Source organism: Polynucleobacter sp. 30F-ANTBAC, assembly GCF_018882385.1.
Lineage (GTDB): Bacteria > Pseudomonadota > Gammaproteobacteria > Burkholderiales > Burkholderiaceae > Polynucleobacter.
This window is the reverse complement of record NZ_JACVON010000002.1, coordinates 246,490-268,513: the sequence shown is the minus strand read 5'-3', so window position 1 is coordinate 268,513 and position 22,024 is coordinate 246,490. Positions and strand designations below refer to the sequence as shown.

20 protein-coding genes and 1 tRNA gene are annotated in these 22,024 nt (G+C 43.1%); 15 read left to right on the top strand and 6 right to left on the bottom strand.

Annotated elements, in window-relative coordinates; all coding sequences use genetic code 11:
- Positions 1-39: 39 nt before the first annotated feature.
- Positions 40-504, bottom strand: a complete 465-nt coding sequence (gene recX, locus ICN28_RS06980) for a recombination regulator RecX (protein WP_216287348.1) — start codon at positions 502-504, stop codon at positions 40-42.
- A complete protein-coding gene (recA, locus tag ICN28_RS06975; RefSeq protein ID WP_216287346.1) occupies positions 497-1,579 on the bottom strand; it encodes a recombinase RecA in 1,083 nt (360 codons plus the stop codon). Before recA ends, recX begins: the two co-directional genes overlap by 8 nt.
- Before the next feature lie 191 nt (positions 1,580-1,770).
- Here recA and ICN28_RS06970 point away from each other — a divergent pair, with 191 nt between their 5' ends.
- The 15 genes from ICN28_RS06970 (at position 1,771) to ICN28_RS06900 (ending at position 16,629) form a co-directional block, all read left to right on the top strand.
- Positions 1,771-2,484: a response regulator transcription factor gene (locus ICN28_RS06970; RefSeq protein ID WP_216287344.1), complete on the top strand. Its 714-nt coding sequence runs from the start codon at positions 1,771-1,773 to the stop codon at positions 2,482-2,484.
- 8 nt (positions 2,485-2,492) lie between these two features.
- A complete protein-coding gene (locus ICN28_RS06965; RefSeq protein ID WP_216287342.1) occupies positions 2,493-3,983 on the top strand; it encodes a sensor histidine kinase in 1,491 nt (496 codons plus the stop codon).
- Positions 3,980-4,219 (top strand): sodium/substrate symporter small subunit, encoded by a 240-nt coding sequence (locus ICN28_RS06960; RefSeq protein ID WP_216287340.1) that lies wholly within the window; start codon positions 3,980-3,982, stop codon positions 4,217-4,219. The genes ICN28_RS06965 and ICN28_RS06960 overlap by 4 nt, the downstream gene beginning before the upstream one ends.
- Positions 4,220-4,317: 98 nt before the next feature.
- Entirely contained in the window at positions 4,318-5,985 is a 1,668-nt protein-coding gene (locus tag ICN28_RS06955) for an MFS transporter (protein ID WP_255536176.1), read from the top strand.
- Positions 5,986-6,345: 360 nt separating this feature from the next.
- On the top strand, positions 6,346-7,362 hold the full coding sequence (locus tag ICN28_RS06950) for a DUF6352 family protein (RefSeq protein ID WP_216287338.1): 1,017 nt from the start codon (positions 6,346-6,348) through the stop codon (positions 7,360-7,362).
- 80 nt (positions 7,363-7,442) lie between these two features.
- A tRNA-Met gene (locus tag ICN28_RS06945) sits at positions 7,443-7,519 on the top strand.
- 96 nt (positions 7,520-7,615) lie between these two features.
- On the top strand, positions 7,616-8,041 hold the full coding sequence (locus ICN28_RS06940) for a DsrE family protein (protein WP_216287337.1): 426 nt from the start codon (positions 7,616-7,618) through the stop codon (positions 8,039-8,041).
- 77 nt (positions 8,042-8,118) lie between these two features.
- Entirely contained in the window at positions 8,119-9,456 is a 1,338-nt protein-coding gene (miaB, locus tag ICN28_RS06935; protein WP_216287336.1) for a tRNA (N6-isopentenyl adenosine(37)-C2)-methylthiotransferase MiaB, read from the top strand.
- Positions 9,453-9,920: an rRNA maturation RNase YbeY gene (ybeY, locus tag ICN28_RS06930; RefSeq protein WP_216287335.1), complete on the top strand. Its 468-nt coding sequence runs from the start codon at positions 9,453-9,455 to the stop codon at positions 9,918-9,920. The genes miaB and ybeY overlap by 4 nt, the downstream gene beginning before the upstream one ends.
- A gap of 30 nt (positions 9,921-9,950) precedes the next feature.
- The gene (locus ICN28_RS06925) at positions 9,951-10,802 is read left to right on the top strand and encodes an HlyC/CorC family transporter (RefSeq protein ID WP_216287334.1); all 852 of its coding nucleotides are present in this window, start codon (positions 9,951-9,953) and stop codon (positions 10,800-10,802) included.
- Positions 10,803-12,272, top strand: a complete 1,470-nt coding sequence (gene lnt / locus ICN28_RS06920; RefSeq protein ID WP_216287333.1) for an apolipoprotein N-acyltransferase — start codon at positions 10,803-10,805, stop codon at positions 12,270-12,272. It abuts the gene before it with no gap.
- A 36-nt stretch (positions 12,273-12,308) separates the two neighbouring features.
- Positions 12,309-13,196 (top strand): glycine--tRNA ligase subunit alpha, encoded by an 888-nt coding sequence (gene glyQ / locus ICN28_RS06915; protein ID WP_216287332.1) that lies wholly within the window; start codon positions 12,309-12,311, stop codon positions 13,194-13,196.
- Complete coding sequence (glyS, locus tag ICN28_RS06910; protein ID WP_216287330.1) at positions 13,193-15,328, top strand: glycine--tRNA ligase subunit beta; 2,136 nt, start codon at positions 13,193-13,195, stop codon at positions 15,326-15,328. Before glyQ ends, glyS begins: the two co-directional genes overlap by 4 nt.
- Before the next feature lie 3 nt (positions 15,329-15,331).
- On the top strand, positions 15,332-15,892 hold the full coding sequence (gene gmhB / locus ICN28_RS06905) for a D-glycero-beta-D-manno-heptose 1,7-bisphosphate 7-phosphatase (protein WP_216287328.1): 561 nt from the start codon (positions 15,332-15,334) through the stop codon (positions 15,890-15,892).
- The gene (locus tag ICN28_RS06900) at positions 15,889-16,629 is read left to right on the top strand and encodes a 1-acyl-sn-glycerol-3-phosphate acyltransferase (RefSeq protein ID WP_216287326.1); all 741 of its coding nucleotides are present in this window, start codon (positions 15,889-15,891) and stop codon (positions 16,627-16,629) included. Before gmhB ends, ICN28_RS06900 begins: the two co-directional genes overlap by 4 nt.
- Here the strand turns inward: ICN28_RS06900 and rsmA are convergent.
- The 4 genes from rsmA to ICN28_RS06880 are packed head-to-tail and all read right to left on the bottom strand — an operon-like array spanning position 16,598 to position 22,017.
- The gene (gene rsmA / locus ICN28_RS06895) at positions 16,598-17,404 is read right to left on the bottom strand and encodes a 16S rRNA (adenine(1518)-N(6)/adenine(1519)-N(6))-dimethyltransferase RsmA (protein ID WP_370626480.1); all 807 of its coding nucleotides are present in this window, start codon (positions 17,402-17,404) and stop codon (positions 16,598-16,600) included. The genes ICN28_RS06900 and rsmA overlap by 32 nt on opposite strands.
- Positions 17,379-18,350, bottom strand: coding sequence for a 4-hydroxythreonine-4-phosphate dehydrogenase PdxA (pdxA, locus tag ICN28_RS06890; protein ID WP_216287325.1), 972 nt, complete (start codon positions 18,348-18,350; stop codon positions 17,379-17,381). The genes rsmA and pdxA overlap by 26 nt, the downstream gene beginning before the upstream one ends.
- Positions 18,350-19,672 carry a peptidylprolyl isomerase gene (locus tag ICN28_RS06885; RefSeq protein WP_216287323.1) on the bottom strand — a complete coding sequence of 441 codons (1,323 nt, stop codon included), beginning with the start codon at positions 19,670-19,672 and terminating at the stop codon, positions 18,350-18,352. The genes pdxA and ICN28_RS06885 overlap by 1 nt, the downstream gene beginning before the upstream one ends.
- Positions 19,669-22,017, bottom strand: a complete 2,349-nt coding sequence (locus tag ICN28_RS06880) for an LPS-assembly protein LptD (RefSeq protein ID WP_216287321.1) — start codon at positions 22,015-22,017, stop codon at positions 19,669-19,671. The genes ICN28_RS06885 and ICN28_RS06880 overlap by 4 nt, the downstream gene beginning before the upstream one ends.
- Positions 22,018-22,024: the final 7 nt, after the last annotated feature.

Here is a 22,024-nt window from a genome sequence, read left to right as displayed (position 1 = left end):
CACTCTTCAGGCACAAATCAGCTTAGGGGATGAGTTAATTTAATCATCGGAAGGCATGTAGCGCCCTGTAATAATTTTTGAAACTTGGTCCAAGGGGAACCCCTTTGAAACCAAATAACGCATTTGTTTGGCTCGATCTTTTTGATCCACGGGTGACACGCCGTCGAACTTCTTCTGCCATAAATCATGAGCGCGTTGCGCATCACTTTCTTTTAAGTCATTCTTAAGACGGCTAACGGTTTCTTGATCAACGCCGTTTTGTTTTAATTCCTCAACAATCTTAAGACTGCCGTATCGCTCTGATTTACGTCTTGCAAGACCCTCGGCAAAGCGTTGGTCGGATAACCAATTTTGTTTTTCTAGTTTGACTAATAAATCATCTAATTCCTGTTCAGAATCCGCATAAGGCAAGAGCTTCTTGCGAAGCTCTTGTTGACTATGCTCTCTTCTGGATAAGAATCTAAGAGCACGCCCCATTAAGCTTGGAGCGGGCTGCTTAGGCATCAGCTGGTTCTTTAGCAGTAATGGCGTCACCGCCCTTAACACCCAACTTCTCACGAATCCTTGCTTCAATTTCTTTTGCAATTTCCGGATTCTCTTTCAAGAACTCGCGTGCATTGTCTTTACCTTGACCCACTCGATCGCCTTTATAGCTGTACCAAGCGCCTGATTTTTCAACAATGTCACACTCAACACCTAGATCAATAATTTCACCTTGGCGAGAAATACCTTCGCCATACATGATGTCGAAAATAGCCTCTCTGAATGGCGGCGATACTTTATTCTTAACCACCTTAACGCGCGTTTCGTTACCAACAATATCGTCACCCTTTTTAATACTGCCAATACGACGAATATCTAAACGCATCGATGCATAGAACTTCAATGCATTACCGCCAGTAGTTGTTTCTGGAGATCCAAACATCACACCAATCTTCATACGAATTTGGTTAATGAAGATCACCATTGAATTAGTGCGCTTGATCGTGCCTGTTAACTTACGCAATGCCTGACTCATCAAACGAGCTTGTAAACCTGGCAATGAATCACCCATGTCACCTTCAATCTCAGCACGAGGCACCAAGGCAGCGACTGAGTCAATGACGATCAAATCAATCGAACCAGAGCGAACGAGAGCGTCAGCAATCTCCAAAGCCTGCTCACCTGTATCTGGCTGAGAAATCAATAAATTATTAACATCAACACCTAACTTGGCTGCATATTGCACATCCAAGGCATGCTCGGCATCAATAAAGGCACATGTTCCGCCTAATTTTTGCATTTCTGCCACGGCGTGAAGTGTCAAAGTTGTCTTACCTGAAGACTCAGGACCATAAATCTCAATAACTCGACCGCGAGCCAAACCACCCACACCTAAAGCGATATCTAAACCAAGGGATCCCGTTGATACCACTTGAATATCTTGGCCAATATCACTGTCGCCAAGACGCATAATGGAGCCCTTACCAAACTGCTTTTCAATCTGTGCAAGAGCTGCATTCAGGGCTTTTTGCTTTTCTGAGCTCATGCCATCGATGTCAGCAGGTGCAGATCCAGATTTCTTCTTATGGTCTTCCATAATCGTCCTTATTTAAAATTAGGTGTATTTTTATCGTATATTTTTAATTTACAGTGATTACTGTATATAAAAACAGTATTCTGTGCAAGGCATTTTTTATACCCGTCTAGAATATCGATTAGAACTCTATATTTTGCCGGTAGGAATCGGCAAATTTTTATTAACTTGCAAGTTTTTGCGGATAAGGTCGTATGAGAATACTGATAGCTGAAGACGATAGCGTACTCGCTGATGGGCTAACACGCTCACTCCGACAATCTGGTTATGCTGTGGACCACGTTAAAGACGGTCAATCTGCAGACTTGGCCCTATCCGCACAAGCCTTTGACCTATTAATTTTAGATCTAGGACTGCCAAAAATGTCCGGTATGGAAGTTTTAAAGCGTCTTCGATCCAGAAGCTCCATGCTTCCGGTACTAATTTTGACGGCTGCTGATTCGACGGAAGAGCGCGTCAAAGGTCTAGATCATGGCGCTGATGACTACATGGCCAAACCTTTTGCACTTTCTGAACTTGAAGCACGCGTCAGAGCTTTAACAAGGCGCGGTACAGGTGGAGGCCCAACTGTCGTTAAACATGGTCCACTGCAGTTTGATCAAGTGGGTCGCGTTGCCTACATTGATGAAAAAATGTTGGAGTTATCTGCTAGAGAGCTTGGTTTATTGGAAGTGCTGCTTAAGCGTGTGGGCCGCTTGGTATCAAAAGATCAATTAGTCGATCACCTTTGCGAATGGGGTGAAGAAGTCAGTAATAACGCTATTGAGGTTTACGTCCATCGTCTGCGCAAGAAAATTGAAGTAGGCGGCATCAGAATTGCAACGATCCGAGGTCTGGGCTATTGCCTAGAAAAGTTTCAAGCACCGACCGCACCCGCTACACCGGCTAGCGAAGGGCCTAGCGCTTAAGCACTCCTATGGTAGATGTTCAACCCGCCGTTGATGCGGAGCTCAAAAAACTTCTACCTCCGGAATCGTATGAACTTCGTTCTAATGAAAAGGCTCCGAGCTCCCTATTTGGCGAGATATTAGATTGGATGCTAGCGCCACTTTTGCTTTTGTGGCCCATGAGTATTGCAGTTACTTATCTTGTTGCTCAATCTATTGCGAATGCTCCTTTTGATCGAAGTTTAGAAAATAGTGTTCAAGCAATCGGACAACAAATCAAGCAAGTAGATGGTCAAATATCTCTGACCCTACCAATGGCAGCCCGAAAAATACTTCGCGCTGATGAAAACGATACGATTTATTTTCAAGTCATTGGCTACAGCGGTGAACTGATCGCTGGAGACAAAGATGTACCGCTACCAATAGAGGGTGACCCGCTTCAAATTGGTGTTGTTACTTTTAGAGATAGTCGTATTTCTGGCGATGAAGTTCGAATTGCTGCAACTCAAGTCACGCTTGATAACCATCAAACATCCAAGGTGATCCTTGTACAAGTGGCAGAAACTCTTGAAAAAAGAGCCCAGCTTGCTAATGAAATTATCAAAGGCGTGATCCTGCCACAGTTCATCATTCTTCCGATTGTGGTTGTCCTAGTATGGTTTGGTCTCACTCGAGGGTTAGCGCCACTGAATGCTCTACAGAACCGCATCAGAAACCGCAGAGTAGATGACATCAGCCCGATCGAAGAACGCGCTGCTCCTCAAGAAATCATGCCTTTGATTTCTAGCTTTAATGATGTTTTATATCAGCTAGAAGACTCCGTCCTTTCTCAAAAACGCTTCATTGCTGATGCGGCTCATCAACTAAAAACACCTCTAGCAGGACTTCGCATGCAGGCTGAATTAGCTCAACGTGAAAATAGCCCCGAAGAGCTTCAGCGCTCTCTAGAACAAATTTCAGACAGCTCCATGAGAGCCACGCGATTAGTGCAACAACTACTATCTCTAGCTAGGATGGAAAACATCACAAACACCAGCGAAAAGATTCTGATCGATTTATCGGTTGAAGCAGAACAAGCCACTAAAAATTGGCTCAATGCCGCCTGGGAAAAAAATATCGATTTAGGATATGAAACACCGGAGCAAGAATTAAAGATCTTTGGTAATCCTGTGATGCTCAAAGAACTCTTTAACAATCTCATTGATAACGCGGTTAAATACACGCCGCCTCATGGGCACATCACGGTGAATGTCAGACACTCTAACCAACCCAACATTCTAGTGATTGAAGTTAAAGATACAGGCCCAGGCATTCCTCCAGAAGAACGCCAGCGAGTTTTAGAGCGCTTCTACCGAGTGTTAGGTAGCGATGTAGAGGGTAGCGGTTTGGGGCTTGCGATCGTGAAAGAAATAGCCACGCAGCATGGCGGCAAACTAGAAATACTAGAATACTTTTACGATGACGATCGATCTAAATACGGCACTTGCATGAGGGTCTATCTTCCAGCAGGTAAACAATGAAAAATACTTGGCTTAAAAATAAGCGCCTGACCCAAGTTCTTATTTTGATCTGGTTCATCACCACCCTTTTAGTTGGGCTATCCCCTGACATTCTAAGATTCTCATTTTTTGGTTGGGAATTCACTTACTGGTGGGGGGCTCAAGGAGCCCTATTCATCTACTTGCTCATTGTTTGGGTCTACGCCCATAAAATGCATCAGTATGAAAAAAATAACAGCAAAGTCACTGATTTATAAGTATTTTCCCTTGATCGTCAGCCGTTAGTAAGCGATTAAAATAATCATGCTGGGATTAGTTTTTTATTTGAAAAATATGTTTTTACTGGAGAGCCATAATGGCTAAAAATTTAGCTGCACCAATGACTGCCGAAGAGCGTAAAGTCATTTTTGCATCTTCATTAGGTACGATTTTTGAGTGGTATGACTTTTATTTATACGGCTCTCTAGCCGCAATTATTGCCAAACAGTTTTTTGCCGGACTCGATGATGGTTCTGCTTTTATTTTTGCACTTTTAGCGTTTGCAGCTGGCTTTATAGTTCGACCTTTTGGTGCGGTTTTATTTGGTCGACTTGGTGACATGATTGGTCGCAAACACACTTTCTTAGTCACTATCTTAATCATGGGTGTAGCAACTTTTGTCGTTGGCATTTTGCCCAACTACGAAATGATTGGTATTGCAGCCCCTACTATTTTGATTGGTTTACGAATGCTACAAGGCTTAGCGCTGGGTGGCGAATATGGCGGTGCCGCTATCTATGTTGCAGAACATGCTCCAGAGGGTAGAAGAGGTGCTTACACAGCATGGATTCAGACAACTGCTTCACTTGGTTTATTTTTATCCTTGCTCGTTATTCTATTTACGCGGCAATTAACCGGCCCTTCATTTGAGGATTGGGGATGGCGGATACCTTTTCTAGTCTCGATTGTTTTGCTTGCTGTATCTGTTTACATTCGTTTATCAATGAATGAATCGCCTGCCTTCCAAAAAATGAAAGCGGAAGGTAAAACATCCAACGCACCGCTGACTGAAGCCTTTGGCCGCTGGAAGAATATGAAAATTGTTCTCTTAGCCCTCTTTGGATTAGTGGCGGGCCAAGCGGTGGTTTGGTACACAGGCCAGTTCTACGCTTTATTCTTTTTGATACAAGTCCTTAAGGTAGATGCCAAAACAGCCAATCTATTAATCGCAGGAGCGCTCGTGATTGGCACACCGTTTTTTATAGTATTTGGCGCTCTATCCGATCGAATCGGGCGAAAAATAATCATCATGTTAGGTTTGCTATTGGCGATAGTGACTTACATACCCAACACACCTCTATCTGTGTTTAACGCCTTAACTCACTATGCTAATCCGGCACTTGAAAAAGCCATGGCGATGTCACCAGCCACCATCACGGTGAATGCAGACGAATGCACCTTTCAGTTCAACCCAACTGAAACGACGAAATTCACCAGCTCTTGCGATATTGCAAAACAAGTCATGGCATCCTACTCGGCAAGCTATGAAACAATTTCCGGACCAGTTGACATGGTGGCAAGAGTCAAGATTGGTGATACAGAAATTGATGCTTATTCATTAAATAAGCTTAACCCTGCTGCTGCAGTGGCAGAGGAGACGCGATTCAAGCGAGAGGTCCGTAACGCCCTGAATGTTGCGGGCTATCCTGTTAAAGCCGATCCTGCCCAAATTAATATTCCAGCCGTATTGACCTTGTTAACTTATCTCGTGATTTTAGTCACGATGGTTTATGGACCAATTGCAGCTTATTTGGTTGAGTTATTCCCCACCCGTATCCGCTACACATCAATGTCGCTGCCTTACCATATTGGTAATGGCTGGTTTGGTGGATTATTGCCAACGATCTCATTTGCACTAGTGGCCCAAAATGGCAATATTTACTACGGCCTTTGGTATCCGATCATCATCGCTGGGATGACCTTGGTCATTGGCACATTATTTATTCATGAAACCAAAGACGTGAATATCTATGCCAGTGACTAAACGTATAGATAGTAAGGTATCGCAATCAACATACTGATAATCGTTCCGTAAATCCAAGTACCCTTCATTAAAGCAGCCAAGGTGATAACCTTTGCTTTTTTGACAAGGTAAAAATACGTAATAAATAAAGCTAAAAAGTTGCTGATACTAAAAATTATTAAATAGTCCATGTTTGTTCCCATCTAAGTTATAGAGATGATAGCGTGAACCAAGAAGCATAAGAAAATAAGCTTCAAAATAGTCAAGTCGAAGCTTCGCGAGGGCCTGATAATGATCTCGTATTAACCATGTCAATTAAGCGGGCAATCTAAGACTTTTTATTTTCATTGCACAATGCTGAAATAACTCTTAAAGAAATTTATGCGCACATACTGGCCCAACAGCAATTACCAACATTTATCGATTAATGCGGATCGTCAACTTATCGTTACCGATGACTTTTTACGTTCCTATCTCAATAGACCTGAGTTGGCACTAATACCGGAATCTTGCGCCCAAGAGCAGCGAGTGCATCAAATGTTGCTAGATAATCCGCGCGCAGCCATTGAGAATGCAGAAATCAAAAAAATGGCGGACCAAGACATCCAGGTTAATTATGAGATCTGGTTAAGATTTCGCGATAAGCTAGTCCAAGCAAAATCCATTGAGAGCTTTTACTTGAGTTTATTTCAAGGTGGCGGAGTAGATGTGCCACCTTTATTTGTGGATCAACTCACGCAAATACTTTGCCAGCATCTATTAGGCGAAGAACCATCTGCATTTGACGCAAGAGCGGCTGAATTACTATTTAGAACTCAAAAAATAACAATTACCGATGATGGTCACATCATGTCTGCCGACCAAGAAACGGTTGAAAAATATGCTGAAACAGGTGGCTTTGGCAGCATTGGTGAACTATTGAAACAAAATGCCGTACCTCTTAGAACCATCGATCTTGATGTGTTGACCACAGATAATTCAAGCGAATACTGGGAGCAAAATGAAAGTCGTAACTTTGTTCTACAGTTGAACTTTGATCAAGATGGGATGGCGGCACTTTCTAGACTTCTTGAAAAGTGGATTGCTCATTTCCATGGCATTAAAGTCAAGATCACCCCTCAAGGGCAAATTACGGATTCCAAGTGGTCTTGGCACATTGGTCTTGATGTGACCGCCACAGAAATTTTGAATGCGCTCTATAAGGGACATGCTGTCGACAACTCGAAATTGGCACAGGTTCTATGCTTATTCAAACTTGAGTTCATTGATCAAGGTCGCATGATGAAAGAGGTTGCTGGTAAACCTATCTATCTTGCTATGGCCCATGATTCGGATAAGTGCCTGAAATTTAAACCTCAGAACTTGTTGATTAATTTGCCATTGGCAGAGGTGTCATAACCCACCCGTAATAGACGGAAACCCCAAATCCAGTCTAAATCTAGGTGGAAAAATGAAAATAAGCTATACTTCCCGTCTTTGGCGAATTAGCTCAGCCGGTTAGAGCGACGGAATCATAATCCGCAGGTCCGGGGTTCGAATCCCTGATTCGCCACCAAATACCCAATAGCCCACCTCTGTGGGCTATTTTCTTTTCTAAGACCGGGGTGTATCCTCGTCACACCCAAATAGCAATAATTTAAAGAGGATCAACATGTCATCATTTATCAGAACAACACTTGCAGTGATCTTTCTAGGCTTTTCATCACTCTCAATGGCTGAAGATAAGATTGTTTACCACATCGACGATGCCTCAGTTCAAGCCACGAAAGGCTTAAGAAACATCCGCAACCATTTAGATATTGCACCTGAAACTAAAATCATTGTGGTGACACATGCTAATGGCATTGATTTCTTAATGGATGGCGCAAAAGACGCTAAAAACCCAAATATTGATTACGCTCCCTTAGTTGGAGCATTAAAAGCGCGCGGAGTTCGATTTGAAATCTGTGAAATCACACTTAAAAATCGCAGCTTGAAAAAAGATCAATTTATTATGGATGCTGATTTCACGCCATCTGGTGTGGCCCGAGTCGGTCAACTGCAGTCAAGAGAGCGCTTCGCTTACATCAAACCTTAATTGATCCAAGCCTAAAAAGCACGAAGAACCGCTCCTTGAGCGGTTTTTTACTTTAAAGCACGTAAAATAGCGTTTATATGAAAAAAGTCTATATCCGCACCTTCGGCTGCCAAATGAATGAGTACGACTCCGACAAAATGGCCGATGTACTCAATGCCAAACAGGGGCTTGTTAAAACAGATACGCCTGAAGATGCCGACATCATTCTTTTGAATACTTGCTCTATTCGAGAAAAGGCTCAAGATAAAGTTTTTTCAGATCTAGGTCGCCTTCGAGAATTAAAAGCAAATAAACCAGATTTATTAATTGGTGTGGGTGGTTGCGTTGCCAGCCAAGAAGGCAAGCACATTGTGACGAGAGCGCCCTACGTTGATATTGTTTTTGGGCCACAAACACTCCACCGCCTGCCTGAACTCATAAACGAACGGAGAAAAACGGGCATCCCTCAAGTCGATATCAGCTTTCCAGAAATTGAAAAATTTGACAACCTACCTCCCGCCAAAGTTGAAGGTGGTGCTGCCTATGTGTCCATCATGGAGGGATGCTCTAAGTACTGCACTTACTGTGTTGTTCCCTATACCAGGGGTGAGGAAGTATCTCGCCCCTTTGATGATGTTCTAACGGAAGTAGCGGGTCTTGCTCAACAAGGCGTCCAAGAAATACATCTGCTTGGACAAAACGTGAATGCTTATCGTGGCACTATGAGCAACTCAAGTGAGATTGCTGACTTTGCCATGCTGCTTGAATATGTGGCTGAAATCCCTGGAGTTGAACGAATCCGTTTTACCACCAGCCATCCTAAAGAATTTACTCAAAGACTGATTGATGCGTACGCCAAAATACCTCAGTTAGTCGATCATCTTCATCTGCCTGTGCAACACGGATCTGATCGTGTTTTGGCAGGCATGAAGCGAGGTTATACGATTCTTGAATACAAGAGCCTCATCAGAAAGCTAAAGCTTGTCAGACCCAACATCACTTTATCCAGTGACTTTATTGTGGGCTTTCCGGGTGAAACGGATGAAGACTTTAATCAATTAATGAAATTGGTTGAAGAGCTTAAATTTGATAACAGTTATTGCTTTGTTTATAGCGAGCGCCCTGGTACGCCGGCCGCCAATCTTCCAGATGACACACCGCTTGAAGTGAAAAATAAACGCTTAAAACAATTGGTTGCCAAAATTGATGAGCACGTCTTAGAAATCAATCAAAAGATGGTTGGTAAAACCGAGCGAGTCATGATGGAAAGTATGGCGCGAGACGGGCAACATCTCCAGGGAAGAACTGAAAATGGTCGCGTTGTACTGATTGCGATTGAAAGCGACCATGCGAAGCGTTTAATCGGAAAATTGACTGCGGTGACGTACACCGAAGCTCTACCTCATTCTCTTCGTGGAGAATTGGTGCTGCAATGATTACAAAAACAAAGCGTTTGAATTTAGATGTTCAGTTTGGTACTGCCAAACTTCAAGAGAAGTGGGAAGAAGTCATTACCACGTTGAAAGCAAAAAAATGGGTGAAGGCGGCATTACAAAATGATGCTTCGATCACCTTGAGGTTTGTGGGTCAGGCAGAAGGTAAAAAGCTCAACTCGACCTATCGACACAAAGATTACGCCACCAATGTTCTAACCTTCCCTTATGACTTGGCGCCAGAATCCAATGAAGTGATTGCTGACATTGTGATCTGTTTGCCTGTTGTAGAAAAAGAAGCCAAAGAACAAAAAAAGGTCGTCGAACAGCACCTCATCCATCTCATTGTGCACGGCACACTCCATGCCCAAGGCTTTGATCATGAAGATGAAGTAGAAGCTGAGGCCATGGAAGAGCTAGAAGTAGCGATTTTAAAAAAATTAAAGCAGGGCAACCCCTACATTTAATTTAACAAAAATGCGTTATTCTTACCCTATATGACAATAGAACCTGAGCCCCAAACCCTATTAGAACGTTTAGCTAATCTGCTAACGCCAACCCCAGCCACTCCATCCGAGAGAAGGGTTGAGCTTTTAGAGACACTCAAAGAAGCCCAAGCAGATGGCTTAATTGATGCTGATGCCCTATCCATGATTGAAGGTGTTTTTCAGGTAGGCGAGTTAGCCGCCAGAGACATCCTCATTCCGCGAGCTCAGATTGATTGGATCGATATCAACAGCACGATTGAAGACACCATCGCCGAAGTGATCCGCGCAGCTCATTCACGCTTCCCGGTTTACGAAAATAACAGAGATAACGTGATTGGCATTTTGCTTGCCAAAGATTTACTCAGACACTCTCAAGAGGAAGATTTCCAGCTAAGAGATTGGTTAAGACCCGCGGTTTTCATTCCAGAATCGAAGCGCTTAAGCGTCCTTTTAAGAGATTTCCGCGATCATCGCAATCACATTGCTATTGTGGTGGATGAGTACGGCGGTGTCGCCGGTCTTGTAACCATTGAAGATGTCTTAGAGCAGATTGTTGGTGATATCGAAGATGAACATGACACCGACGACATCGAAGACAACATCATCAGCTTAGAAGATGGCAAGTTTAGAATTCGTGGTATTACCGAGTTAGATCAAGTGAATGAAGTTCTCAAAACTTCTTTCGAAGACGAGGACAACGACACGCTCGCTGGGTTCATACTTAAAAAATTAGGTCGCGTTCCTCATAAAGGCGAATCGCTCAATATTGACAATACGCATTTTGAAGTTCAGCGGGCTGATGCGCGTCAAGTTCACGTTCTTCTAGCCAGCCCCATTTCGCCCACAACTGCTGAAAAATAATTGATCAAAGCACTTCTATTTTTCCTTGTAGGTAGTGCATGCTCTTGGATAGTAGAGCTGCCCTATGGAGGATGGCTGATCGTTCCAACCTTAGCTTTCTTGCTTCACCATATCTTCCAAGATAAATATTTATTTAAAAATGGTTGGCTATTTGGACTAGGTTATTTCTCCAATGCCTTATGGTGGATCTTCATCAGCCTGCACGACGTTGGCGGCATGGTGGCGCCTTTAGCGGTCTTTGCTGTAGTTGCTTTATCAGCATACTTGGCTCTATTCCCTGCCTTAGCGCTCAAATTATCGTCTTATATCCAACAACCTCTTTGGAGAGTTCTGAGTATTGCTAGCTTATGGACTATTTTTGAATGGTTAAGAGGGCAACTATTCACAGGATTTCCTTGGGCCGGTATTGCAGAAACTCAAGTAGATGGACCTTTTTTCGCATGGGCTCCAATTGCAGGGGGTTTAGCTTGCACATGGGCTGTACTGGTTACTGCCAGCTTTATCACTCAAAGTAAAAAAACTATTTCCGCAAAATTTATTGTTGTTATTTCTTTTATTTCATTTAGCCAGATTCTAGGGCTCATACCTTTTACCAAACCCATCGGCGAGCCCATTGAAGTAACTCTTATTCAGGGCAACTTTCCCCAAACCTTAAAGTTCAACCCTCAACATTTACAAACGCAAATTGATTTTTATAAGCAAGTGATTGAGGAACAAAAAAGTACCTTGGTCATTGCACCCGAGACGGCTCTTCCAGTTCCTCATGAATTTATTCCGGAATCATTTTTTACAGATTTGCATAAAAACAATTCCAAGAAGAATATTCTTTTAGGCATTGTGGGTAAAAGCTCTTCAGGACAGTACTCCAATTCAGCATTAGGGCTTCAAGCCAATAAAGAACACTACAAATACGACAAAAGCCATTTAGTGCCTTTTGGTGAATTTATCCCTTGGGGGTTTCATTGGTTTGTGGATGCGATGCAAATGCCTCTTGGTAATTTTCATCGAGGACCAAAAAATCAAGCGCCGTTTGTGATTGAGCATGGCACAGAGTTCATTTCTGCCGGCATCATGATCTGTTATGAAGACGTCTTTGGCGATGAAATAGCAGCCAGACAAAGGGATGCTTCCAGCAAACATCATTTATGGATTAACCTCACCAACTTGGCTTGGTTTGGTGATAGTCAAGCTTCGGAGCAACAATTAAGACTGGCTCAGCTACGCTCGATGGAAACCAGAATCCCCACCCTAAGAGCCACCAACACAGGAATTACGGCGATCATCAATCATGAAGGACAGATCGTTACGCAACTGCCTGAATTTCAGCAAACCATCCTTAAAAATCATGTCCAGGCTTACTCTGGGATAACCCCTTATGTGGAGTGGGGCAACATGCCTATTTTGCTACTTTCGATGGGAATCTTAGTTCTTAGCTGGCATCAAACTAAAAAGTGGTCTAAATCCTCTTAAGAAAGGTAAAATCGTGGGGTTCAGGAAACCTATCATATGCTTACCTTTCAGCAAGTCATTCTTACACTTCAAAACTATTGGGACCAACAAGGTTGCGCCCTACTTCAGCCTGTTGACTTAGAAGTTGGGGCCGGTACATCCCATACCGCCACATTTTTAAGATCTCTCGGGCCAGAGCCTTGGAAGGCTGCTTATGTGCAGCCCTCAAGACGCCCCAAAGATGGTCGTTATGGCGAAAACCCGAATCGCTTACAGCATTACTACCAGTATCAGGTAGTTTTAAAACCCGCCCCTGAAAATATTCTTGATTTGTATTTGGGAAGTCTTGAAGCATTAGGTCTTGATTTAAAGCAAAACGATATTCGCTTTGTGGAAGACGACTGGGAAAACCCAACTCTTGGAGCATGGGGGCTTGGTTGGGAAGTTTGGCTCAATGGTATGGAAGTAACCCAATTCACCTACTTCCAACAAGTGGGCGGTATTGATTGCAAACCTATTTTGGGGGAGATCACCTACGGCCTTGAGCGCTTAGCCATGTACCTTCAAAAAGTTGAAAACGTTTACGACTTGGTTTGGACTGATGGTGTCAGCTATGGTGATGTTTACCATCAAAATGAAGTCGAGCAGTCTACCTACAACTTCGAATACTCCAATGCAGACTTGTTATTCCAGCAATTCAATAACTACGAAAGTGAAGCCAAGCGCTTGATGGAGATTCCTTTAGCGCTTCCGGCCTATGAAATGGTTTTAAAAGCAGCGCACACATTCAATCTTTTAGATGCGCGTGGCGCCATCTCCGTCACTGAGCGTGCCGCTTATATTGGTCGTATCCGTAACCTCTCTCGCAGCGTAGCGCAGGCTTATTACGAGTCTCGTGAAAAACTAGGATTCCCCATGTGTCAAAAAGATGGGGGTAAAAAATGAACCAAGCTCCATTATTGCTAGAACTTTTAACTGAAGAGCTACCTCCTAAAGCATTAAAAAAATTAGGGCAAAGTTTTTCAGAAGGCATCACTCAATCACTAAAAAGCCAAGGGCTCTTAAGCGACGCGAGCGTTACAACAAGCTTTGCAACCCCTCGACGTTTGGCAGTTCATATTTCGGAGGTGCTGGTTAAGGCACCTGATCGGCGCGCTCAAGAGAAATTGTTGCCCGTATCTATTGCGCTTGACAGCGCAGGTCAAGCAACCGCTCCCCTATTAAAAAAGCTGGCCTCTCTAGGCTACCCAGACACACCTATTAGTGCACTTGAAAGACAGGGAACTGATAAAGCAGAAACCTTCTATCTGACAGTTGATGTTCCTGGCGTTGAATTATCAAAAGGTTTGCAAACCGCTATTGAGTTGACTATTAGCAAGCTGCCAATTCCTAAAGTTATGCGTTACCAAATCGCACCAGGCACTGAACAAGTTCAAGATGTTGAATTTGTAAGACCTGCACACGGCTTATTGGCACTTCATGGCTCGAATCTTATAGCTGTTAAAGCCCTTGGGTTAGATTCTGGAAATACAACACAAGGTCATCGCTTCCTATCTAGTGGCTCCATCAAAATTGAGCATGCTGATCAGTATCTTGAAACCTTGAGAAACTCTGGAAAGGTGCTTGCTAGCTTTGATGAGCGCCTACAAACCATGCGCGCCGCACTAACCAATGCCTCTCAAGGCAAACAAGTCTTAATGCCAGAGTCATTGCTTGAAGAAGTTTGCTCGCTAGTTGAGTGGCCAGTGGTTTACACCTGTCAATTTGAAGAAGAGTATTTAACTGTTCCTCAAGAATGTCTCATTCTGACTATGCAAACCAATCAAAAGTACTTTGCGATGACAGATGCCAACGGCAAGTTATCTCATCAATTCTTGATTGTTTCTAACATCGAAACAAAAACGCCAGAAGCAATCATTTCAGGTAATGAACGAGTTGTTAGACCGCGCTTAGCTGATGCCAAGTTCTTTTACGAACAAGATCGTAAAAAATCATTAATTGATAGAACTGCCTTATTGTCTAAAGTTGTTTACCACAACAAACTTGGTACTCAACTTGAGCGAACAGAGCGCGTTACTAAGATTGCCAGTTTGATTGCGCACCAACTAAAAACCAGTCAGCCCAACGTCGACATCTCTTTAGCAGAGCGAGCTGCCAAGCTTGCTAAAGCAGACTTGCTAACCGATATGGTGGGTGAATTCCCTGAGTTACAAGGGGTGATGGGGCGCTACTACGCCCTCAATGACAAAGAACATCCGGATGTTGCAGCCGCTTGCATGGAGCACTATGCTCCCCGTTTTGCTGGTGATGCACTACCGCAAACAGATACAGGAACGATTCTAGCTTTAGCTGATAAATTAGAAACTTTAGTCGGCATATGGGGTATTGGTTTAGCGCCAACGGGTGAAAAGGATCCCTTTGCACTTCGTCGTCACGCATTAGGTATTTGCCGCATCTTGCTTGAAAAGAAATTACCTCTCAACATTCGTCAATTGATCCAAGGTGCGCTCGATCAATTTGATCAAGCTGAAGTTAAAGAAAATGCCAAGTTAGATCTGATTCATCAATTCATCTTGGATCGACTAAGAGCTTATCTAAAAGATCAAAGTTTGGATGGCAAAGCCTATTCCACGAACGAAGTGGAATCAGTTGTGAGCCAAGATCCTCAAGTTTTTGATGATGTTTTAGAGAGGCTTGAAGCAGTTCGTCGCTTTAGCAGCCTAGATGCTGCACCTGTTCTAGCTGCTGCTAATAAACGTATTGGCAACATTCTCAAAAAAGTTGATTTTGAAATCCCTAAAGCCGTGGATCAGAAACTACTCGCCGTTGAGGCTGAAGTATCACTGGCCAAAGCATTGGATGCGATTTTGCCTTCGGTTACCCAAGCGTTTGAGCAAGGTCACTTTACAGATGCCCTTCAAGCATTTGCAACACTTAGGGACGATATCGATCGATTCTTTAATGATGTGATGGTAATGGATCCCGATGCAGCTTTAAGAAACAATCGCTTAGCCTTATTGTCCAATCTCCATAGTCTTATGAATCGTGTGGCAGATATTGGCAAACTAGCTTCTTAAAAAATGGCTTCTAAAACACCGCACTCTAAACTTGTCATTCTAGATAGAGATGGCGTTATCAATGAAGATAGCGATCTTTATATTAAGTCGCCAGATGAGTGGATTCCGATACCAGGTAGCTTAGAGGCCATTGCAAAACTCAATCAAGCCGGCTATCACATTGCCGTTGCCACCAACCAATCTGGCGTTGGAAGAGGTCTTTATGACATGGATATGCTCAACGCTATTCATGAAAAATTTCATCGCCTACTCGCCAAAGTAGGCGGCCATGTGGATGCGATTTTTTTCTGCCCACATACCGATGTAGACAAGTGCCATTGCAGAAAACCACTACCAGGCATGATTCAACAAATTTCCGAAAGGTATGGCATACCAATCAAAGGGGTGCCAATTGTTGGTGATAGCGTTCGCGACTTGGTTGCCGGCGTTGCTGTTGGCGCAGAGCCGCATCTTGTACTTACTGGCAAAGGTGAAAAGGCTAGAGCTAGTGGCGAGTTACCACCTTATACAGCTATCCATCAAAACTTAATGGCTTTTGCTAATCATTTTATTCAGCGCACATGATTCAAATTAGATCTGTTACCTTATTACTAAGCATGCTGATATTAACGCCTATTTGGGCAAGCATTTGCTTTATCACCTTCCCATTTATCAGCGCTGCAAAACGGTATGAATTAGCCAAGGTTTGGAATATCACCATCACTTATCTTGCCAAGAAAATTTGTGGCATTGACTATGAAGTGCGTGGGATGGAAAACGTAGAAGCGATGTTAGACAAGCCAGTTATACTGCTTTCCAAGCATCAGTCGGCCTGGGAAACCATTGCTCTTCTGGCAATCATGCCAAAACAAATCTGCTTTGTTTTTAAGCGTGAATTACTTTGGATTCCATTTTTTGGCTGGGCCTTAGGCATGCTAAGAATGATCCACATTAATCGTTCTAAAGGGGCGGCGGCTTCACACTCAATCACCTCCCAAGGCAAGAAATATCTTGCGCAAGGTCTTTGGATTATCATTTTTCCAGAAGGTACACGTACACCGGTTGGTAGCTCACCACAGTATCTCAAAGGTGGCGCTCGCCTTGCAAGCGCTACCAATGCATGGGTGATTCCAATTGCCCACAATGCCGGACATTTATGGCCAAAAAATAGTTTTCTGAAATACCCAGGAAAAATTATTGTCTCAATTGGGCCGGCTATCAGCTCAACGGACAAATCTGCAGGGCAAGTCCATCAGGCAACAGAAGAATGGATTGAAGCTGAAATGCGCGTTATTGATGCGCCAGCTTACGCGCCCAAGTAATATAGTCTTCAACTGAAATATCTTGGGCTCTTAAAGCCAAGATTTCATCCGATAGATTGAGACGTTCCTTAACGCTTGATAGATTATTTCGAAGCACCTTGCGACGCTGAGCAAACGCCATCGAAACCAGCGATGCCAAAGACTCGTACTCAATAGTGGTTAACTTCAAATCCACTCGTGGAATCATCTTTACAACGGCAGAATCGACTTTAGGTGGCGGATCAAAAGCCTCAGGCGGAACATCTAAAACATTTTCCAAGTGATACCTTGACTGCAACATCACCGATAATCGACTGTATTCTGAATCACCATGTTGAGCCACCATGCGCTCAATCACCTCTGCTTGCAGCATAAACACTTGCTCATCAACAAAGTCAGCAGCGTCCATGAGATGAAATAAAAGAGGAGAGGATATGTTGTAGGGCAAGTTACCAACAATCTTCACCCTTGATGAGGTGCTACTTTGTTGTATTTTTTCTCGAGCTGCTTTTGCCCAAGCTAGAAAATCAAATTTAAGTGCATCAGCCTCATAAACCGTTAGGTTTTTATTGGATTCAGAGTTCCAACGCTTAACCAAATCTCGGTCTAACTCTACAACTGACATCTCATTTAAAGAAGAGAGCAAAGGTCTTGTCATCGCCCCTAAACCTGGGCCAATTTCAATCACAGCGTCTTGGGGATCAGGTTCTATCGCTCGAATAATGGCATGAATGATGCCACTATCAACTAAAAAGTGCTGTCCAAATCGTTTACGAGCTTGATGTGCCACGTTTATTCCTTGCCATATTGCGAGCTAACTCGAGTGCCGCGATCATGCTAGAAGAGTCAGCCAACCCTTTACCAGCAATACTGAGAGCAGTACCATGATCCACAGAGGTTCTAATAATCGGCAACCCAAGGGTCACATTCACACCGTCACCAAATGTGGCAAATTTAAATGGCGCCAAACCTTGATCATGTGACATTGCCAAAATAACATCTGCATTTTTTAAATTGGATGGGCTAAAAATAGTGTCACCGGGCAATGGTCCAATCACGTTGAATCCATTAGCACGAAGTTGCTCCAGAGCAGGAATAATCGTATCGATCTCCTCTCGCCCCATATGACCAGACTCTCCAGCATGCGGGTTCAGCCCTGTCACATAAATACAGGGCTTAGCAATGTTAAATTTTTCTTTTAAATCACGATCGATGATTTGAATGGTTTTTTGGATCAAACCAATCGACAAATGGGATGCCACATCTTTAAGCGGCATATGGGTCGTCACCAAGGCCACTCTTAATTCTTCCGGCAAAAGATCGGACTTGAAAATAGGTTTACCGCACAACATCATCACGACTAATGATGTATGACATCTTTGGGCCAAGTACTCCGTATGCCCCGTAAATGTCATCCCAGATTCAGCAATAATGCTTTTTTGGACAGGTGCAGTCACCATGGCATCGTAAATACCAGAAACGCAGCCATCTATTGCATGATCTAAGGTCGCAATAACATAGCGCGCATTTTTACAATTAAGCTGCCCAGGGGAAATTGGTTCCGATAAAGCTTGATGCTCAATGATTAGTCGATCATCGCTTGTGGTCAGCAATGACTGATCACCAATTAAATGGATCGTGACATCATCATATTGATCTAAAAACTCTGACGCTGCTTTAACGCTGATCTCAGGGCCAATCCCTGCAGGCTCACCTGTTGTTAAAGCAATATGAATCATCATCAATCAAGATTTCTTATTTCAACAGTAGCACCATCACGAATTTGGCGAATCCAGTCTTCATAGGCTTGATCTAGCTTTCTTTCACGAATCGCTGCGCGAGCATAATCTCTTTGCTTATCTGCAGATAACTTCGCATCACGACGCTCAATGACCTGAATAAGATGCCATCCAAACTCAGTTCTAACCGGAGCACTAACCTCACCAATATTCAAGCGATTCATCGCTTGCTCAAACTCAGGAACTAACTCTCCTGGAGACATCCAACCCAACATGCCTCCATTAGCAGCACTGCCATCTTCAGAGTATTTTTTTGCCAACTGAGAAAAGTCTGCTTCCTTAACTTTAATTTGCTCTTTAAAACTATTGAGACGTCTTTGAGCTTCTTGTTCTGTCTGATTTGATCGATGTTTTAAAAGAATGTGCTTAGCTTGAGTTTGAGTCACAGAAATTTCAGCATCAGATGAAGCTGATAAACCTTTACGGTCCATCACTTTAATAATATGAAAACCTGCACCACTCTGAATCAACCTTGAAACCATTTGATTAGATGCAACACCGGTTGAAGCGTCTACTAATAGCTGAGGCAAGCGATCCAATGTACGATACCCCAAATCTTCTGATCGAACTCCGGAACCTGCTATTGCAATACGCTTACTAAAGCCTAAGAAATCCTTTTCTGCTATAGCTTGCTTAAGGATGGACTCAGCTTTCTCGCGAGCGCTCGCAATATCTGACTCAGAAGCATTACTTGCAACAGCAACTAACAGTTGAGCCAAATAAACCTCACCATTTGCTCCTTGAGAATTTTTACCTCGATTTTTTTCAGCAATATAGTTATCAATTTCAGCTTCACTCACACGAACTCGAGCGTCCACTTCTCTTTCGCGCAATCTTGCAGCAACAACTTCTTTGCGCAAATCCTCTTTATACTTATTAAAAGAAACACCCTCTTTTTCTAACTTGATCTTGAATTCAGCAATAGTCAACTTATTCTGACCCGCAACAGAATTTAAAATTCGATCCAACTCTGGATCCAAAACTTTAATACCCTGCTCTTTTGCAAGATTCTGCTGAATTTGTTCAGAAATTAACCTTTCTAAAACTTGCTTTCTTAACTCAGCACTTGAAGGTAATTGACGATTAGCTGTTTTGAACTGTTTTTCAATAGCTGCTAAACGTCGCTCCAATTCAACCTTTGTAATCAAGCTGGTATCAACAACTGCAACCACCTGATCAATTGGCTGGCTTGCTTTTTGTCCATGCGCAGCGCCAAAGACAAAGGTCAATCCAAGGGAAAAAAATATAAATTTAGCTAGCTTCATTCGTAACTTTCAAATGGTGATATTGGTGCAGGATTAGGGCTGACTGGCTCATATCCTGGAATATTAAAACGAATTAAATCAATGGAGTTATTTCCAAAACCTGAAAAGCCCTTGAAATCAATTTGCATATAAATTTCAGAGGTGGTTAAGACAGATGTATTTTGATAGCGGCGATGGACTAATCGCATGACCCAGCAATCTGCATCGTATTCCAGACCCGCCACACGATTTAATACTTGATTGGAAATTAAATCGTAGTTATACCTGGCAATACCATACCACTCTCGAGTAATGGGCCACTGGCCGGAAGCCTCATATTGATCCGTTGTAGCACGGTTATAGATGTCTACGGATCTCTTATAACTTAGATTTAATAACTTTCTAACTTCTGGACGATAACTGGCTGTCACACTCTGCTGAACCAATTTACTGATTTGCTCGTTATATTGAACTAAACCATCCAAGTTAAAGTTGCCCACCAATCTTGTCGACAGACCCGCTAGTAAATCAGATCTTTTTGTTTGAGCTTGCGGCTGACCTGTCAGGGTGACTTGCTGACCGTCCATATCAACACGCTGGGCCACGATACCTCTTAAGCGCTCAACGCCGGTATCTGCATCCAATATTCTTGAGGTAACACCAAACGTCACCTTATTGTTATCGGCAATACGGTCATTACCAGCAAATGAATTTTCACTAAATATTTGGGAGATACCAAAACCAGCATCACCCGTATCAAACAACGGCAAGTCAGATTGATACTTATAAGGCGTGTTAACGTAAAAAGCTCTTGGCTCAAGAGTCATAAGAATATTTCGGTTAAAAATATTATTTAACTCAAGCGCATCTCGCTCTAATACCAAACCAGAATCCAAGCTAAATGTTGGCAACGTCACATTGCGATTTAAGTCTGCTTGCCCTGGAAATGGATCGACCGTGTATTGCGTTGATCTAAGAGTTACCTTCGGCGTCACATAGTAACCAGGCGTCATAAATGGCTTAGCCACCGAGGTAACTGCATAAGCACGGTTACCCGCACTAAATGTTCTATCTACACTAGATAGCCCTTTATAGGTAAACCTAGTCGCATCAGATTCAAAAGAAAAATTGAGGCCACTCCAGTTGTTCCGTACAAATTTGGCATTAACCTGTGGCTCACGATCATAAGGCAGAACTACCTGATTAGCTGGATCAGGCTGAAGCGTTTGATATTTTTGAACGCGCGTCAAAATACTCCAACCCGCATTGGTATAACGTGTACCAACCTCTTGGTTAAACTGGCGGTTAATGACCCCATCCAAACTCTTACCCAAGTCATCAACATACAGATTATCTGACACTTTACTAAAATCGGTATAACCGACCAAGCCTCGCGCCAGGTTTTGAGTGTGTTTAACACTCAATGCCCAACGATTTTTTCCGTAGGCAGAATCATCAAGCGTTTCAGCCTTCACCACGCCAGCGTAATTTCTGTCTAAATAACGGAACTCTGTGCCTAACTGCTCTCCACGACCCTCAATGTATCTTGGAAATAAAGTCATATCGCGATTGGGTGCAATATTGACGTAATAAGGCACTGTGATATCCCAACCCTTAACACCGCCTCGACTGACCGTACCGTAGGTTGGCGATAAAAATCCGGAGCGGCGCCCAGAACCTACTGGCAAAGCAAATACAGGCGTATACAAAACAGGTACATTAAAGAAGTGCAGAACAGCGTTAGTACCCACCGCAGATTTTGTATCCTGCTCAACATCCATTCTGCTTGCTGACAAATACCAATCAAGATTATCTGGACGACAAGTACTGTAAGTTAACTTCTCAAGCTCAAATTCATTATCTTCTTTGAAGTCTACGCGATCCGCCGTGCCGTAGCCACCAATGCCTCTCAGCTCGTAATCTGGATCTTCCATCCAACCTTGTTGCGCATCCACTCTTAATTTAGCTCTAGTGCCTTTGAAGTAAGTGGTATCTTTCAATAAGGTCGCATTGCCTTCAACATCAACGATGTCGGTATCGGGGTCATAAGTAATCACATCGCCCTTGATCACTGTTCGTCCTCGACGAATAACGGCATCACCCTCAAGTTGCATTTGTCGATCCATAACGCCATCCAACTTCTTTGACGACGTAAAGGTTGGCGATAAATCATCAGGAACTACTGGACGAACTAATAGCTGATCTTCTAATCGGAGCTTAAGCGGTTCATCTGGAGATAACTTCTGCTCTTCTGAGTAAGCTATATTCGGTAGTGTCAAAGACGCAAAAGTAACCGCTAGCAGATGTCTGAGTAGCGGCATTTTTAGATCGAGATTTGGTCTCGAGGTAATAAAAGTTTTAGGCATATTACTT

What these genes read in the sequence shown, in the direction of transcription:
- recX (WP_216287348.1), bottom strand. Translation starts at nt 504, where the DNA reads ATGCCTAAGCAGCCCGCTCCAAGCTTAATGGGGCGTGCTCTTAGATTC.
- ICN28_RS06900 (WP_216287326.1), top strand. Translation starts at nt 15,889, where the DNA reads ATGATTCAAATTAGATCTGTTACCTTATTACTAAGCATGCTGATATTA.
- gmhB (WP_216287328.1), top strand. Translation starts at nt 15,332, where the DNA reads ATGGCTTCTAAAACACCGCACTCTAAACTTGTCATTCTAGATAGAGAT.
- miaB (WP_216287336.1), top strand. Translation starts at nt 8,119, where the DNA reads ATGAAAAAAGTCTATATCCGCACCTTCGGCTGCCAAATGAATGAGTAC.
- recA (WP_216287346.1), bottom strand. Translation starts at nt 1,579, where the DNA reads ATGGAAGACCATAAGAAGAAATCTGGATCTGCACCTGCTGACATCGAT.
- ICN28_RS06950 (WP_216287338.1), top strand. Translation starts at nt 6,346, where the DNA reads ATGCGCACATACTGGCCCAACAGCAATTACCAACATTTATCGATTAAT.
- ICN28_RS06970 (WP_216287344.1), top strand. Translation starts at nt 1,771, where the DNA reads ATGAGAATACTGATAGCTGAAGACGATAGCGTACTCGCTGATGGGCTA.
- ybeY (WP_216287335.1), top strand. Translation starts at nt 9,453, where the DNA reads ATGATTACAAAAACAAAGCGTTTGAATTTAGATGTTCAGTTTGGTACT.
- pdxA (WP_216287325.1), bottom strand. Translation starts at nt 18,350, where the DNA reads ATGATGATTCATATTGCTTTAACAACAGGTGAGCCTGCAGGGATTGGC.
- ICN28_RS06925 (WP_216287334.1), top strand. Translation starts at nt 9,951, where the DNA reads ATGACAATAGAACCTGAGCCCCAAACCCTATTAGAACGTTTAGCTAAT.
- ICN28_RS06960 (WP_216287340.1), top strand. Translation starts at nt 3,980, where the DNA reads ATGAAAAATACTTGGCTTAAAAATAAGCGCCTGACCCAAGTTCTTATT.
- ICN28_RS06955 (WP_255536176.1), top strand. Translation starts at nt 4,318, where the DNA reads ATGGCTAAAAATTTAGCTGCACCAATGACTGCCGAAGAGCGTAAAGTC.
- ICN28_RS06885 (WP_216287323.1), bottom strand. Translation starts at nt 19,672, where the DNA reads ATGAAGCTAGCTAAATTTATATTTTTTTCCCTTGGATTGACCTTTGTC.
- ICN28_RS06965 (WP_216287342.1), top strand. Translation starts at nt 2,493, where the DNA reads ATGGTAGATGTTCAACCCGCCGTTGATGCGGAGCTCAAAAAACTTCTA.
- ICN28_RS06880 (WP_216287321.1), bottom strand. Translation starts at nt 22,017, where the DNA reads ATGCCTAAAACTTTTATTACCTCGAGACCAAATCTCGATCTAAAAATG.
- glyS (WP_216287330.1), top strand. Translation starts at nt 13,193, where the DNA reads ATGAACCAAGCTCCATTATTGCTAGAACTTTTAACTGAAGAGCTACCT.
- ICN28_RS06940 (WP_216287337.1), top strand. Translation starts at nt 7,616, where the DNA reads ATGTCATCATTTATCAGAACAACACTTGCAGTGATCTTTCTAGGCTTT.
- glyQ (WP_216287332.1), top strand. Translation starts at nt 12,309, where the DNA reads ATGCTTACCTTTCAGCAAGTCATTCTTACACTTCAAAACTATTGGGAC.